Here is a 14,632-nt window from a genome sequence, read left to right as displayed (position 1 = left end):
CCTTCGCCCGGCGGGCGGGCGGGACGCTGGTCGTCGTGGCCCACCGCATCAGCTCGGCGCGGCGCGGCGGCCGGGTGCTGGTGCTGGACGGCCCGCGCACGGCGTACGGCACGCACGGCGAGCTGCTGGCCGGCTCGCCGCTGTACCGCGACCTGGTCGGCCACTGGGCCACCGACACCGCCCCCGCCATGGTCCCGGCTCCGGCGGAGTCAGACCCAGCCCTGACCCTGGGAGATGCGGATGGCGTCGATGCGGTTGCGGGCACCGGTCTTGCGGGTGATGGCCGCCATGTAGTTGCGCACCGTGCCGTGCGACAGGTGCAGGCTCCCGGCGATCTCCGCGACGGAGGCGCCGCCGGCCGCGAGCGATAACACGCTCAGCTCGCGCCGGGTCAGCGGCATCTCGGCGGCCTCCAGGAAGCCGAAGCCGAGGGAGTCGTCGACGAAACGTTCCCCCTCGGCGACACGCCGGATGCCCTCGATCAGGCGCTCGGGCGCGCCCTCCTTGCCGATGTAGCCGAGCGCCCCCGCTTCCCGGGCTCTTCGCAGCAGCCCCGGCCGGTGCGCGTCGGCCAGCACCAGCAGCCGCGGCCCCGTGCCGTCCGCCGGCCGCCCGCACAGCTCCCCGAGGGGCGGGACGCCGGGTGCGTCGGAGCACTCCAGGTCCGCCGCGCACACGTCGGGCCGTACCGACCGCACCCGGCCCGGCGCGGCGCGCCATGAGGTGTCGTAGACGCGCAGGTCGTCCTCCCGGCGCAGCCAGTCCGCGAGGACGGACCGCACCAGAGACGCGTCATGGACCAGAAGTACCCGGATCAATGCTGCCCCTTCAGCTCGTTGCGCCGGAGTCGTGGTGGTGAACGCGTGCCCCATTGTTGGCGTTAGTGACGTTCCCCGGTGGCGGAGATCCGGCCAACGCGAGGCGCGGGGGCGCACGGGTGCAGCCCGTGCACCGCCCCGCGCTCCGACTGTCCGGGCATGATCACCCGCAGGGCGGGGTAGCCGGGTGGGTTTGCGTCGGCGCAGGGCGCCGGCAACCGATCCCCGCGCCGGCCGGTGCGGCGTGACGGCCCAGGGCACCGCCCGTCGCGGCGGCTCGCGGGCGCTCGCCGTGCGCGGCTCGGCCCGGCGAGGCAGATTTGATCCCTGGGACCTCCCCGGGGCTTTCCGGCGTGCCTGCGGGGAACGCGTGCAACGTCGGGTCCGCGGCCGACGCGGGCGGGCGAGGAGGTGGTCGGCGTGACCGACGGGCAGCCGCCCGGGCGTGCTGCGCCGGCTCACGGGGAGCCGGACGGCGCACCGGCCCCCGGGGAACCGGACGAGGGAGCGGACCACGGGACGCCGGGCGAGGAAGCGGGCCACGGCGAACCGGACAGCGGACCGCTGCTGTCGCTGGCGCTCACGGCGATGCTGGAGGACGTCGGGGCGCACTCCGGCGCGGTGTACCTGAGGGTCCCCGACGAGCCGGTGCTGGAGATGGCGGTGATGGTCGGGATGCCCCGGGCGTTCGCCGCCCCGTGGGAGCGGGTCGGGCTCGGCGCGCCGATCCCGGTGGCGGAGGCGGCCCGCGAGCGGCGCCCGGTGTGGGTGGGCGGTGAGGAGGACATGGCCCGCCGCTACCCCCGGATCTCGGTGGTGCTCCCCTACCCCTTCGGGCTGGCCGCCCTGCCGGTGGCCACCAATTCCACGGTGTACGGGGCGGTGTTCGTCACCTGGCCCGGCGGGCGTCCGGCCGAGCCGCAGCAGGACGAGCTCCGAAGGCTGACCGCGGCCTGCGACCACCTCGCCCGGCAGCTCGAGCGGGCCGCCGCCGAGGGCCGGCCGCTGCGGTCCGAGCCCGACCTGCTCGCCACGCCGCCCCCGGAGGGGCTGACCGGCTCGCTGGGCTCCGCCGAGGCGGCCCGGATGGTGGCACGGCTGCCGTACGGGCTGTGCTCGCTGGATCTGAACGGCCGGGTCTCCTTCGTCAACGCGGCGGCGGCCGAACTGCTGGGCGCCGAGGTGGAGGACCTGCTCGGCGACCAGCCGTGGGTCACGCTGCCCTGGCTGCGCGATCCGATGTACGAGGACCGCTACCGGGGCGCGCTGATCAGCCAGCAGGTCACGTCGTTCGTGGCGATGCGCCCGCCCGGCACATGGCTGTCGTTCCGCCTGTATCCGAGCACGACCGGGCTGAGCGTGCGCATCTCGCGGGCCCGGGCGGTGTCGGAACTGTACCGGGCCGGTCCGCAGCCCGGGGACGCGCCGTCCCGGCTGGTGACCATCTCGCAGGTGCTGAGCCTGGCCGGGGCGCTGACCGAGGCGGTGGGCGTGCAGGACGTGGTGGCGCTGGTCGCTCAGGAGCTGGCCCCGGCCGTCGGCAGCCGGGCCGTGGTGCTGCTCGGCTCGCGGGCCGGCCGGCTGCATGTGCTGGGACACCGCGGCTACCCGGATGCGCACGTCGTGGAGCGGTTCGACGGGACCCCGCTGACCGAGGCGACGCCCGGCACGCAGGCCCTGAACAGCGGGGTGCCCGCGTTCTTCGCCTCGCGGCGGGAGCTGGAGCGGCTGTACCCGTCCCGCCACGCCACCCCGGACGGCTTCGCGGCCTGGGCGTATCTGCCGCTCATCGCCTCCGGCCGCCCCGTCGGCACCTGCGTCCTCGCCTACGCCGAGCCGCACCCGTTCCCGGCCGACGAGCGCGCGGTGCTGACGAGTCTCGGCGGACTGATCGCGCAGGCACTGGAACGCGCTCTGCTGTACGACGTCAAACACCAGCTGGCGCACGGGCTGCAGGAGGCCCTGCTGCCGCACTCGCTGCCCCCGCTGCCCGGCATCGACGCGGCCGCGCGCTATCTGCCCGCGACCCGCGGCATGGACATCGGCGGCGACTTCTACGACCTGGTGCCCTCGCCTCCGCTGGCGGCGGCGGTCATCGGGGACGTCCAGGGGCACAACGTGACGGCGGCGGGGCTGATGGGGCAGATCCGCACCGCGGTGCGGGCGTACACGACCGTCGGGCACAGCCCGGGAGAGGTCATGAGCGCCACCAACCGGCTGCTGATCGACCTCGGCTCCGACCTGTTCGCCTCCTGTCTGTACCTGCGGCTGGACCCGGGACACGGACGCGCGGTGATGGCGCGGGCCGGGCATCCCCCGCCGCTGCTGCGCAGGCCGGACGGACGTGTGAAGGTGCTCGACCGGGCGGGCGGTCCCCTGCTCGGCATCGACGCGGGGGCCGCGTACGCGACGACCGAGTTCGAGCTGCCGCCGGGGGCGCTGCTCCTGCTCTACACCGACGGGCTGATCGAGTCCCCGGGCACCGACATCGAGGACGCGCTGGCCGAGTTGTGCGAGCGGCTCGCCGACTGCGGCGACATGCCGCTGGACGAACTCGCCGACGCTCTCGTCACGCAGTACACCGCCGGGGAGGAACGCATCGACGACGTGGCGCTGCTGGTCCTGCGAGCCCGGTGAGCGGGGCGCGATGAGCCTGGTCGTGAGGACCCGCTCGGGACGAGCCGGTGTGATGAGGTCGCGATGAGCGGTCCGGCCCTCCCGCCGGAGGACCGGACCGTCTCCCCTGCCGGCCGGGAACCGCGGTGAGGCCGGTCAGGGGGTCCGCAGGGGGCGAAGTCAGTTCGTCCCGGTGAGCGCGGAACCGTCACCTGCGCCGGAACCGTCCTGCGCGCCGGAACCGTCCTGTGCGCCCGAGCCGTCGCCGGTCGCCGAGCCGTCGCCCGCGCCGCTGCCGGACTGGCCGGCGCCGGACTGCTGCTCACCCGCGCCCTGGCCCGCGCCGCCGGCACCCGCGCCGGCACCCGCGCCCAGCGCCGCCCCCGTCGCCTGCAGTGCCGTCGTCACCGGCTGGAAGAACGTCTCCCCGCCGGAGGTGCAGTCGCCGCTGCCGCCCGAGGTGAGGCCGACCGCGAGGCCGTCCTGGGTGAACAGGGAGCCGCCGCTGTCGCCGGGTTCGGCGCACACGTTCGTCTGGATGAGTCCGCTGACCGTGCCCTCGGGGTAGTTGACGGTGGCGTCGAGTCCGAGGACCTGCCCGTCGTGCAGTCCCGTCGTGCTGCCCATCCGGAAGACCTGCTGGCCGACGGTCGCGTCCGCGGCCTGGCTGATCTGCACGGTCCGTCCGCCGCCGGCGTTGACCTCGCTGGGCGCCTGGGTGTTCGGGTCGTCGTACTTGACGAGGGAGAAGTCGCCGTTGCCGGGGAAGACCGCCTGGTCGACGGTGGCAATGGGCTGTCCGTTCTGCGCGTCGGACCACTGCTTGGCGGCGACCCCGCAGTGACCGGCCGTCAGGAAGGCGGGTGAGCCGTCGGACGCCGTGACGTTGAAGCCGAGGGAGCAGCGCGCCCCGCCGCCGAAGATGGCGTCGCCGCCGGAGACGAAGGTCTTGAAGGTCCCGGTGGACTTCTTCACCGTGGCCATGTCCTGGCCGAGGCTCCGCACGGTCGACTGGAGCCGCTCCCACCGCGCGCCGGTGACGGTGCGGTCGGCGGTGACCAGCAGCTTGTTGGTGCGCGGGTCGATGGCCCAGGCGGTGCCGGGTATGGAGGCCCGGTCCTTCAGCGTGCGGGCACCCGACTTCAGGGCGGCCAGGCTGTGGGCGACCTCGCGCACCGCCGCACCGGCCTTCTTGGCCTGCGCGACGACGTTGTCGTCGCCGCCGGGGGCGACGTCGACGACGAGTTGGCGCTTGCCCGCGTCGTAGTAGGAGCCGGCGAAGGAATCGCCCAGCAGGCCGGAGAGCTGCGCTGCCAGGCCCTGGGCGTCGGCGGCCTTGAGGGTGCGCGGGGCCGGCGTGCCCGAGGCGCCGTCCTGCGAGGCGTTGGCCTGCGGCAGCAGGATCGCCGCCGCGCCGAGCGCCGCCACACCGCCCGCCGCCATCGCTGCCTTGCGCTTCGGGATTCGCTTGTGACTCAACGTTCTCGCCCTCCTGGGGGGTTGTGGGGGTAGGGCCCTCTCAGCGGCGCCTGGACGGCCGTTGGTACGCAGGGCGCGGGCGGGGTGTTCAACGCGGTGTGTCAACGAGCTTGCCACGCGCGCCGATCCGGCCAGGACACGGAGGGGGGATCGGGCCGGGACACGGAGGGGCGATCGGGCCGGGACACGGGCGTGGCGGGCCGGATGCGGGAAGAATCCCCGCATGACGATGACCACCGCCGAGGCGGACAAGATCCTGTCCGGCAACTTCGCGCCCTGGGTGCTGGATCTGGGGCTGTCCGTGCAGGAGATCGAGCCGGGCCGGGCGACGCTGCGCCTGCCCTGGTCGGACCGGCTGGCCAGGGAGGGCGGGGCGCTGTCGGGGCAGGCGCTGATGGCGGCCGCCGACACCGCGACCGTGCTCGCCGTGTCGGCGGCGCGCGACGGCTATGTCCCGATGACGACCGTGCAGCAGTCGACGTCCTTCCAGCGCGCCGTGACGGGGGCGGACGTCCTGATCACGGCGGTGCTCACCAAGCTGGGCCGCCGCATGGCGTTCGCGGACGTCTCGCTCGTCGACGCGGCCTCGGGCGAGCTCGCCGCACACGCCACCACGGTGTACGCACTGCTCGGCTGACGCGAGCGATCCGGGTCCGGCGACGGCTGACGGGGCCGGTCCGGGCCCGGCGACGGCTGAGGCGGTCGATCCGGGTCCGGTGACGCCTCACGCGAGCGATACCGGCTGGGCGACGCCTCACGCGAGCGATACCGGCCGGGCAACGGCTGTTGCGAGCCGTATCGGTGGGGCGCGACGGCTGACGCGCGCCATGCCGGTCGGACCCGAGGCTGACACGATCGGTATCCGTCCGGCGACGGTCGGTTGCGGACACGGAACGGAATATCTGCTTCAGGGAATCTGCACATCGAATGCTCAACCAGGTCACCGGGTGCCGCGGATCTGCACAACCGCGCGGCGCCCGGTCTTCGTTTGCGCCAAGTGCCCGATTCGGCCGGCGGACCGCAAGCCGGGGTGTGCGCCGAAGCGGAGCGAGGTGTGAAGAAGTCGCCGACGCCGCGTGCGCGCGCCTGCACCTTTGGGTCGGCGAGCGGCACAAGTGCCCAGGTGAGAGCCCAGGTTGATTGGAAGCGCGCGGTCGCCGCGTGCTTTTATCCAACGCACCGCGGGGATCCCCGTGACCCCCGGTACCCCCCTTGTGACATACCCATATGAAGGGAAGTTCCATCATGAACTCCACCCCCCAGGTTGCGACCGTCGAGATCTCCGACGCCGAGCTGGACAACGTCTCCGGCGGCCTGTCCGTCAACGCCCTGAACACCGCCACCGGTGCCCTCAACGGCATCGCCCCGGTCTCGGGCGTGGTGGACACGGTCGTCGGCACGGTCGAGGGCGTCACCGGCCTGAACACCGCCCCGATCACCGGCCTGGTCGCCGGCCTCTGATCGCACCTTCTGTGCCCCCCGTAGGTCCCGCAGCCGCCCCCCGGCTCCGGGACCTACGGGCGTGCCACCGGTGCCGTACCCGATGTAGGTGACCGTGCAGTTCCGCCAACAGGCCCTCGCCAAGCTCCAATCACCGGAGGAGCTCGATCTTCCGGTGCGTCTCGCCCGCCCGCAGGGCTGGCTCGTGCTGTCGGTGACGGTGGTCGCGATCGTGGCCGCCTCGGTGTGGGCGGTGACCGGTTCCGTCGCCTCCACGGTCGGCGCGCCGGCCGTTCTCACCCACGGGGAGGGCAGTTACGTCCTGCAGAGCCCGGTCGCGGGGCAGGTGACGGCGGTCCTCGCCGAGGAGGGCGCCCGGCTGCCCGCGAACGCCCCGGTGCTGAAGGTCCGCACGGCCGACGGCGAGACCACGGTCCGCACGGTCGCCGCGGGCCGTATCACGGCGCTCGCCGCCACCATCGGGCAGATCATCTCCACCGGCGCGAACGTCGCGGCCGTGGAGAAGGTCGCGCACGCCGGCGACCCGCTGTACGCCACCGTGTACGTCCCGGCCGAGAACGCCTCGATCATCCCCGCGCACGCCGCCGTGGACCTGACCGTGCAGACGGTGCCGGCGCAGCAGTACGGCGTGCTGCGCGGCCATGTGAAGTCCGTGGACCGCACCGCCCAGTCGGCGCAGGCCATCGGCGCGTTCCTCGGGGACAGCCAGCTCGGCGAGCAGTTCACGAAGAAGGGTCGGCCGGTGGCCGTCACGGTCGAACTGGACACCTCGTCCCGCACTGGGAGCGGCTACCGCTGGTCGTCCGCGGACGGCCCGCCGTACCCCCTGACCTCCATGACCCTGGCCACGGGTTCGATCCACCTGGCCGATCAGCGTCCCGTCGATTGGCTGCTGCCGTGATCACCGCCGCACCCGAGACGCGGGGCCGGCGACGCGCCGCCCCGCCGAAGCGTTCCGTGCCGAAGCCGCGCGCGAGGACCGTGCGCACCCCGACCGTGCTCCAGATGGAGGCGGTGGAGTGCGGTGCCGCCTCCCTGGCGATGGTGCTCGGCCACTACGGCCGGCACGTCCCGCTGGAGGAGCTGCGCATCGCCTGCGGCGTCTCCCGCGACGGCTCACGCGCCTCCAACCTGCTCAAGGCCGCCCGCGGTTACGGTCTGACGGCCAAGGGCATGCAGATGGACCTGGCGGCACTCGCCGAGGTCAAGGCGCCCGCGATCCTGTTCTGGGAGTTCAACCACTACGTGGTCTACGACGGGATGGGCCGCCGCTTCGGCCGGCGCGGCGTGTTCGTCAACGACCCCGCCAAGGGCCGCCGGTTCGTCACCCTGGAGGACTTCGACGGCAGCTTCACCGGTGTGGTGCTGGTGATGGAGCCGGGCGAGGACTTCACCACGGGTGGCCGCAAGCCCGGCGTGTGGGGGGCGATGCCCGCACGGCTGAAGGGCACCGCGGGCACCTTGCCGGCGGCGGTGCTGGCGAGCCTGCTGCTGGTGCTGGTGGGCGCGGCGGTGCCGGCGCTGAGCCGCACCTACATCGACATGTTCCTGATCGGCGGGCAGACCTCGCTGCTGGGCGTGCTGTTCGCGTCCATGGCGGCGTGTGTCGCGCTCACCGTCGCGCTGACCTGGCTGCAACAGGCGAACCTGCACCACGGCCGGATCATCTCCTCCACGCTCTCCAGCGCCCGCTTCCTGCGCCATCTGCTGCGGCTGCCGGTGACCTTCTTCTCCCAGCGCAGCCCGGCCGACCTGGTCCAGCGGTTGCAGTCCAACGACCAGGTCGCCGAGACCCTGGCCCGCGATCTGGCGGCGGCGGGCGTGGACGCGGTGGTCGTCGTGCTGTACGCGATCCTGCTGTACACCTACGACCCGCAGCTCACGGCCGTAGGCATCGGAGTGGCCCTGCTGAACGTCGTCGCCATGCGGGTGGTCGTCCGGCTGCGCGCGACGCGCACGGCGAAGCTGCGCGCGGACAGCGCACGGCTGACCAACACCGCCTACACCGGCCTTCAGCTCATCGAGACGATGAAGGCGACCGGCGGCGAGGACGGCTACTTCCGCAAGTGGGCCGGACAGCACGCCACCACGCTGGAGGAGCAGCAGCGGCTCGGCGTGCCGAGCGCCTGGCTGGGCGTGGTGGCGCCGACGCTGGCCACGCTGAACAGCGCGCTGATCCTGTGGATCGGCGGCATGCGGGCGATCGAGGGGCACATCTCGGTCGGTCTGCTGGTCGCCTTCCAGGCGCTGGTGACCCGGTTCACCGCTCCCCTGACCCGGCTCAACGGCGTCGCGGGGCGCATCCAGGACTTCGCCGCGGACGTGGCCCGGCTGAAGGACGTGGAGAACTTCCGCGCCGATCCGCTCTACGGCCGCGCGGGCGGCGCCGACTCCACACGCCGGCTGCACGGCCATGTCGAGCTGCAGGACATCACCTTCGGCTACAGCCCGCTGGACAAGCCGCTGCTGAGCGGGTTCGACCTGACGGTCGGCCCCGGCCGGCAGGTGGCCCTGGTCGGCGGCTCGGGCAGCGGCAAGTCGACGGTGTCCCGGCTGATCGCGGGCCTGTACACGCCGTGGGAGGGCGTGATCCGCATCGACGGGCAGCGCCTGGACGACATTCCGCGCGGCGCGCTCGCGGCCTCGGTGTCCTTCGTCGACCAGGACGTGTTCCTCTTCGAGGGCACGGTCCGGGACAACGTGGCGCTGTGGGACCCGTCGATCCCCGACGACGCGGTGCTGGAGGCACTGCGCGACGCGGCGCTGTACGACGTGGTGACGCGCCGGCCCGGCGGCATCCACAGCAAGGTGGAGCAGGACGGCCGCAACTTCTCCGGCGGGCAGCGCCAGCGGCTGGAGATCGCGCGCGCCCTGGTGCGCCGCCCGAGCATCCTCGTCCTGGACGAGGTCACCAGCGCCCTGGACGCCGAGACCGAGCAGATCGTGATGGACAACCTGCGCCGCCGCGGCTGCGCCTGCGTGGTGATCGCGCACCGGCTCAGCACGGTGCGCGACAGCGACGAGATCGTCGTGCTCCAGCACGGCCAGATCGTGGAGCGCGGCCGGCACGAGGAGCTGGTGGCGCTGGGCGGCGCGTACGCGGCGCTGGTCAGGGAGCGATGAGATGACGGCCGTACACGAAGGCGACCTGGTGCTCGGCGCGTTCGGGCAGCTGGGGACGCCGCTGGACTGCGCGGGCCTCGGCCGGCTGGACCTGGAGGGCCCGCAGGTGCTGTGGCTGGTCGCGGCCGGGGCACTGGACCTGTTCGCGGTCGACGCCGCGCAGCAGGGCCACTGGCACCACCTGGGACGGCTGGAGGCGGGCTCGCTGCTGCTCGGCCCGGTCGCCGGGCCGCAGCACACGCTCGTCGCCCGCCCGGTGCGCGACTGCGTGATGCACCGCGTCGCGCTGCGCGAGCTGTACCAGCCCGCGCAGACGCAGACGTGGAGTTACGACGAGTACGGCAACCCGCAGTACGTGCCGCCGACGACGAGTCCGCTGGAGTACGCCCTCGCGCTCGGCGTGGGCCGCGGTCTGTCGGTCCTGTTCCAGGCGCCGATGGCCGAGGAACGCCCGGCGGACGGTGGGGGCGCCCCCGTGCGAGCGTCTTCGAGCATGGCGGAGGACGACGACGTCTTCTGGATGCAGGTGCCGCCCGGCAGCGTCCAGTACGGCTCCCTGTACGGCCAGGAGGCGGCCGCCGACCTGCTGATGGACCCGGCGGTCTGGCAGGGCATGGTGGACCAGCAGTACCGGCTGCTGGCCACCCTGGACCGCTGGATCGAGCAGTTGGAGCGCACCCACGAGACCCGCACGGCCGCCGGCATCAAGGCCGGTGAGGCGGTGCGCGCCCAGGCCGACCGCACCCTGCTCGCCTCCATCGGGCGCAGCTCGGCCAAGCGCACCACGTCCGCCGACGCGGACGCCACCTACGCGGCCTGCAAACTGGTCGCCGAGGCCGCCGGGATCACGCTCACCGCACCGCCGCAGTCCGGCACCGGTGACGACCGGCTCGACCCGGTCGAACGGGTCGCGCTCGCCTCGCGGCTGCGCACCCGGGCCGTCCGCCTGAACGGCCGCTGGTGGCGGGAGAACGCCGGGCCGCTGGTCGGCCGGCGGGCGCTGTCCGGGGCGCCGGTGGCCCTGCTGTGGCGGCGCGGCGGCTATGTCGCCGTCCATCCGGCGACCGGCCGGGAGACGCCGGTGGAGAAGGCGAACGCCGGGGAGTTCGAGGCGCGCGCGGTGATGTTCTACCGGCCGCTGCCGGAGAAGGGGCTCGGGCCGCTGGGGCTGCTGCGGTTCACGCTGCGCGGCACCCGCTCGGATCTGATGTGGCTGCTGCTGGCGGGGCTGGTGACGGTGGCGATCGGCGCGCTGGTGCCGGTGGCGACGGGCCGGGTGCTCGGTGAGTACGTGCCGCGGGCGCAGTCCGGGCTGATCGTGCAGGTGTGCCTGGCGGTGATGGTCTCCGGTGTGGTGGCGGCGGCGTTCATGCTGCTGCAGAACCTGACCATCCTGCGGCTGGAGGGCCGGATCGAGGCCACGCTGCAACCGGCCGTGTGGGACAGGCTGCTGCGACTGCCGACGAAGTTCTTCGCGCAGCGTTCCACGGGTGAACTGGCGAGCGCGGCGATGGGTGTCAGCGCGATGCGCCGACTGCTGGCCGGAGTCGGCCCGTCGGTGGCGCAGTCGGTCACCGTCGGCGCGATGAACCTGGGGCTGCTGCTGTGGTTCAGCGTGCCGATGGCCATGGCGGCGATCGGCATGCTCGTGGTCATCGCGGGTGTGTTCACGGCGCTGGGCCTGTGGCAGGTGCGCTGGCAGCGCAAGCTGGTGGTGCTCACCAACAAGCTGAACAACCAGGCCTTCCAGACCCTGCGCGGACTGCCGAAGCTGAGGGTGGCGGCGGCCGAGAACTACGCCTACGCGGCGTGGGCGTCCGAGTTCGCCCGCAGCCGTGAGCTGCAGCAGCGGCTGGGGAAGATCAAGAACCTCAACTCGGTGCTGGGCGCGGTGTATCTCCCGCTGTGCTCGCTGCTGATGTTCATGCTGCTGGCCGGTCCGGCGCGCGGCGCGCTGTCGGCGGCCGACTTCCTCACCTTCAACACGTCGGTGACGATGCTGCTGACCTCGGTCACCCAGCTGACCGGCGCGTTCGTCTCCGCGGTGGCCGCGCTGCCGCTGTTCGAGGAGATCAGGCCGGTGCTCGAGGCCGCGCCCGAGGTGCCCGCGGCGAGCACCCGGCCGGGTCCGCTGTCCGGGGCGATCGAGGCGCGACGGCTGTCGTTCCGCTACTCCGACGACGGACCGCTCGTCCTGGACGACGTGTCCTTCGAGGTGCGCCCGGGTGAGTTCGTGGCGGTCGTCGGCCCGAGCGGCTGCGGCAAGTCCACGCTGCTGCGGCTGCTGATCGGTTTCGACAGACCCCTTTCCGGCAGTGTCCTGTACGACGGGCAGGACCTGGCCGCCCTCGACCAGTCGGCGGTGCGGCGGCAGTGCGGGGTGGTGCTCCAGCACGCGCAGCCGTTCACCGGGTCGATCCTGGACGTCATCTGCGGCACCGAGCCGTACACGCCGGAGGAGGCGATGGCGGCGGCCGAGATGGCGGGGCTCGCCGAGGACATCCAGCGGATGCCGATGGGGCTGCACACCATCGTCGCCGGCAACGGTGCGATCTCCGGCGGGCAGCGGCAGCGGCTGATGATCGCGCAGGCGCTGATCCGGCGCCCGCGGATCCTGTTCTTCGACGAGGCGACCAGCGCCCTGGACAACGAGACGCAGCGCACGGTGATCGAGTCCACGAAGGCGCTGAACGCGACCCGGATCGTCATCGCGCACCGCCTGTCGACGGTGCTGGACGCGGACCGTGTGATCGTGATGGAGAACGGCCGGGTGGCCCAGCAGGGGCCGCCCGCGCAGCTGCTCGCCGACACGGGCGGGCGGCTGCACGAGCTGGTGCGACGGCAGATGACGTGATGTTCTCCCGTGGCGCGGTGGGTCAGTCCAGGCCGGGCACCGGGGCGCCCGAGGGCAGGCCCGCGTCGATGTAGGCGGCGTAGAGCGCCTTCCAGTCGGCGGTGGGGCCCGCGTGCGGCCCCTGGAGGCGCTCGCCGCGCGCCGCGGCGTCGAGTGCGGCGAGGCAGACCTCCCACCCGGCGCCGTTGCGGGCGGCGCTGTCCGGTGCGGCGAGGACGTTGGTGAGGGTGAAGCGGGTGCGCCCCTCGGCGAGTTCCTCCAGGTCGAAGCGGAGTTCGTCGTCGCCCCAGGTGAAGGACAGGTGCCGGGGCGGGTCGACGGCGACGACCCGGCCGGTGGAGTCCGCCATGGCCGGGTCGCCGCGGAAGGTGACGGTGCCGCCGGGGCGCAGGTCGAACTCGGCGCGGGAGGGGAACCACTGGGCGAGTTCGTCCGGATCGGTGACGAAACGCCAGACGCGGTCCACGGGGTGGTCGTAGGTGCGGCTGAAGCGGACGGCCGGGCGGCCGTCGTCGAGGGTGAGGTAGGTGCCGGTGAGGTCGGCGGCCATGGCGGATCAGTCCTTCGGGGTGGGGGGTTCCGGGGAGGTCTCGGGGGGCTCGGGGTCTGTGGCGTCCCCGGACGCGTCCGACGTGCCGTCGAGGCGGCGGCCGAGGGCGTCCAGGCTCGTGTTCCACAGGCCGCGGTAGGGGGCGAGCCAGGCGTCCAGTGCGGCGATCGGGGCCGGGTCGAGGGCGTAGACGCGGCGCTGCGCGTCCTGCCGTACCCGGACCAGGCCGGCCTGTCTGAGCACCTTGAGGTGCTTGGAGGTGCTGGGCTGGCTCAGTCCGCGGACCTCGACGATCTCGCCGACGGACCGCGGTCCCTCCAGCAGCAGCGCGACGATGGCGCGCCGGTGCGGGTCGGCGAGGGCGGTCCACAGTGAGGCGTCGTCGGACATGCGACCCAATATTCCTTCTTGGTTATATGCCTGTCAAGGAATGCACAAATGCGTAACGGCATGATCCCACCGCGCTGGGTACTCGCCCCTCCATGCGCATGAGTGTGGTGGACGTCGGATCGAACACAGTCCGGCTGGTGGTCGCGGACGCGGAGGGCGGGGTGCCGCTGCCGGTGCACACCGCCAAATGGCGGCTCAGACTGGGACAGCGCGTCAGACCCGGGGATCCGGTGCCCGAGGAGGACGTCGTCCAGCTCGCCGACGCGGTCGCCGGGGCGAGCCGGACCGCGGCGAAGTGGGGCGCGGCGGGGCCGCTGGCGTTCGCGACAGCCGTCGTACGGGCCGCGCCGAACCGGGGCGAGGTGCTCCGGGAGGTGCGGGCCCGCACCGGGGTGGATCTGTGCACGCTGCCGGGTGAGCTGGAGGCCGAGCTGACGTTTCTGGCGGCGCGGCGCTGGATGGGCTGGCGGTCGGGACCGCTGGCCCTGCTGGACATCGGCGGCGGCTCGCTGGAGGTCGCCTTCGGGCGCGGCCGGCTGCCGGACTTCGTGGCCTCGCTGCCGCTGGGTGCGGCGCGGCTGACGCATGAGTTCCTCGAGGGCGGCCAGGATCCGCCGGCACCGGAACAGCTGCGGGCACTGCGCCGCCGGGTGCGCCACGAGCTGCGGGACGTGGCGGCGCGGATCCGGTGGGAGGGTCCGCGCACGGCGGCCGCCACCTCGCGCACCTTCCAGCAGCTGGGGCGGCTGTGCGGGGCGGCGCCCGGTCGGCACGGGCCGTTCGTGGAGCGGGAGCTGCACCGCGCGGACCTGCGCCGGGCCGCCGCCCGGCTGGCCGGGCTGCCGGCCGCGGAACGGGCCGCACTGCCCGGTATCTCCGCGCCGCGCGCCACGCAGAGCCTCGCCGGTGCGGTGGTCGGGCACACGGCGATGAAGCTGACCGGGCTGAGGTCGGTCGCGGTCTGCCCGTGGGCGATCCGCGAGGGCGTGATGCTGCGCCACGTCGAGGACGGACCGTCCTGGTGGGCGGAGATCTGCCGGCGCGCCGAGGAGCCGGCGCTCCCCGAGCCGGTGCCGCTGCGGATCGCGGCGCTGACGAAGTGAACGGCAAGAACGAGGAGGACGACGACATGGCCGAGAACAGCAGCCGCCGCCCCGAGACGGCGCTGGAGGAGATCCTGCACGAGGTGGAGGACGCCGAGAAGCGCGTCACGGACGACGAGCGGGACAAGCGCCACCGGGGCGAGGCCGGCGAGGCCATCACACCGAACGCCCGCGCCGAGGAGGAATCCCAGGGCGACTGAGCCCGGACCGCCGCGACGGCCGCACACCGACGGCCGCA

12 protein-coding genes are annotated in these 14,632 nt (G+C 73.5%); 8 read left to right on the top strand and 4 right to left on the bottom strand.

The window, feature by feature from the left end; all coding sequences use genetic code 11:
- Positions 1-209: 209 nt before the first annotated feature.
- Complete coding sequence (locus tag AB0E88_RS15095; protein ID WP_361629733.1) at positions 210-818, bottom strand: response regulator transcription factor; 609 nt, start codon at positions 816-818, stop codon at positions 210-212.
- A gap of 564 nt (positions 819-1,382) precedes the next feature.
- On the opposite strand from AB0E88_RS15095, the gene AB0E88_RS15090 reads away from it, so the two are divergent.
- Positions 1,383-3,455, top strand: coding sequence for a GAF domain-containing SpoIIE family protein phosphatase (locus AB0E88_RS15090; protein ID WP_361629924.1), 2,073 nt, complete (start codon positions 1,383-1,385; stop codon positions 3,453-3,455).
- A gap of 159 nt (positions 3,456-3,614) precedes the next feature.
- On the opposite strand, the gene AB0E88_RS15085 is transcribed toward AB0E88_RS15090, so the two are convergent.
- Positions 3,615-4,913 carry a S1 family peptidase gene (locus tag AB0E88_RS15085; RefSeq protein WP_361629730.1) on the bottom strand — a complete coding sequence of 433 codons (1,299 nt, stop codon included), beginning with the start codon at positions 4,911-4,913 and terminating at the stop codon, positions 3,615-3,617.
- Between the two features lie 223 nt (positions 4,914-5,136).
- Between AB0E88_RS15085 and AB0E88_RS15080 the strand changes: the two genes are divergently transcribed.
- The 5 genes from AB0E88_RS15080 to AB0E88_RS15060 all read left to right on the top strand — a co-directional run bounded on the left by AB0E88_RS15080 (position 5,137) and on the right by AB0E88_RS15060 (position 12,351).
- On the top strand, positions 5,137-5,550 hold the full coding sequence (locus AB0E88_RS15080) for a PaaI family thioesterase (RefSeq protein ID WP_361629727.1): 414 nt from the start codon (positions 5,137-5,139) through the stop codon (positions 5,548-5,550).
- Positions 5,551-6,158: 608 nt separating this feature from the next.
- The gene (locus tag AB0E88_RS15075) at positions 6,159-6,374 is read left to right on the top strand and encodes a type A2 lantipeptide (RefSeq protein WP_361629724.1); all 216 of its coding nucleotides are present in this window, start codon (positions 6,159-6,161) and stop codon (positions 6,372-6,374) included.
- A 94-nt stretch (positions 6,375-6,468) separates the two neighbouring features.
- A complete protein-coding gene (locus tag AB0E88_RS15070) occupies positions 6,469-7,275 on the top strand; it encodes an HlyD family efflux transporter periplasmic adaptor subunit (protein ID WP_361629921.1) in 807 nt (268 codons plus the stop codon).
- On the top strand, positions 7,275-9,497 hold the full coding sequence (locus AB0E88_RS15065) for an NHLP family bacteriocin export ABC transporter peptidase/permease/ATPase subunit (protein WP_361629918.1): 2,223 nt from the start codon (positions 7,275-7,277) through the stop codon (positions 9,495-9,497). Before AB0E88_RS15070 ends, AB0E88_RS15065 begins: the two co-directional genes overlap by 1 nt.
- Before the next feature lies 1 nt (position 9,498).
- Positions 9,499-12,351 (top strand): NHLP bacteriocin export ABC transporter permease/ATPase subunit, encoded by a 2,853-nt coding sequence (locus AB0E88_RS15060; protein WP_361629721.1) that lies wholly within the window; start codon positions 9,499-9,501, stop codon positions 12,349-12,351.
- A gap of 22 nt (positions 12,352-12,373) precedes the next feature.
- On the opposite strand, the gene AB0E88_RS15055 is transcribed toward AB0E88_RS15060, so the two are convergent.
- Positions 12,374-12,901 (bottom strand): SRPBCC family protein, encoded by a 528-nt coding sequence (locus AB0E88_RS15055; RefSeq protein ID WP_361629718.1) that lies wholly within the window; start codon positions 12,899-12,901, stop codon positions 12,374-12,376.
- A 6-nt stretch (positions 12,902-12,907) separates the two neighbouring features.
- Positions 12,908-13,291, bottom strand: coding sequence for a metalloregulator ArsR/SmtB family transcription factor (locus AB0E88_RS15050; RefSeq protein WP_361629715.1), 384 nt, complete (start codon positions 13,289-13,291; stop codon positions 12,908-12,910).
- Positions 13,292-13,383: 92 nt separating this feature from the next.
- Between AB0E88_RS15050 and AB0E88_RS15045 the strand changes: the two genes are divergently transcribed.
- Together AB0E88_RS15045 and AB0E88_RS15040 are read left to right on the top strand one after the other, a co-directional pair.
- Entirely contained in the window at positions 13,384-14,394 is a 1,011-nt protein-coding gene (locus AB0E88_RS15045; protein WP_361629712.1) for a Ppx/GppA family phosphatase, read from the top strand.
- A complete protein-coding gene (locus AB0E88_RS15040; protein ID WP_361629709.1) occupies positions 14,391-14,594 on the top strand; it encodes a hypothetical protein in 204 nt (67 codons plus the stop codon). The genes AB0E88_RS15045 and AB0E88_RS15040 overlap by 4 nt, the downstream gene beginning before the upstream one ends.
- The last annotated feature ends 38 nt before the right edge of the window (positions 14,595-14,632 follow it).

It is taken from the genome of Streptomyces sp. NPDC028635 (assembly GCF_040637635.1).
Lineage (GTDB): Bacteria > Actinomycetota > Actinomycetes > Streptomycetales > Streptomycetaceae > Streptomyces.
Note: the sequence above shows the minus strand (reverse complement) of the source record. Positions and strands in the feature narration are given on the sequence as shown.

What these genes read in the sequence shown, in the direction of transcription:
- AB0E88_RS15055 (WP_361629718.1), bottom strand. Translation starts at nt 12,901, where the DNA reads ATGGCCGCCGACCTCACCGGCACCTACCTCACCCTCGACGACGGCCGC.
- AB0E88_RS15045 (WP_361629712.1), top strand. Translation starts at nt 13,384, where the DNA reads ATGCGCATGAGTGTGGTGGACGTCGGATCGAACACAGTCCGGCTGGTG.
- AB0E88_RS15080 (WP_361629727.1), top strand. Translation starts at nt 5,137, where the DNA reads ATGACGATGACCACCGCCGAGGCGGACAAGATCCTGTCCGGCAACTTC.
- AB0E88_RS15060 (WP_361629721.1), top strand. Translation starts at nt 9,499, where the DNA reads ATGACGGCCGTACACGAAGGCGACCTGGTGCTCGGCGCGTTCGGGCAG.
- AB0E88_RS15050 (WP_361629715.1), bottom strand. Translation starts at nt 13,291, where the DNA reads ATGTCCGACGACGCCTCACTGTGGACCGCCCTCGCCGACCCGCACCGG.
- AB0E88_RS15075 (WP_361629724.1), top strand. Translation starts at nt 6,159, where the DNA reads ATGAACTCCACCCCCCAGGTTGCGACCGTCGAGATCTCCGACGCCGAG.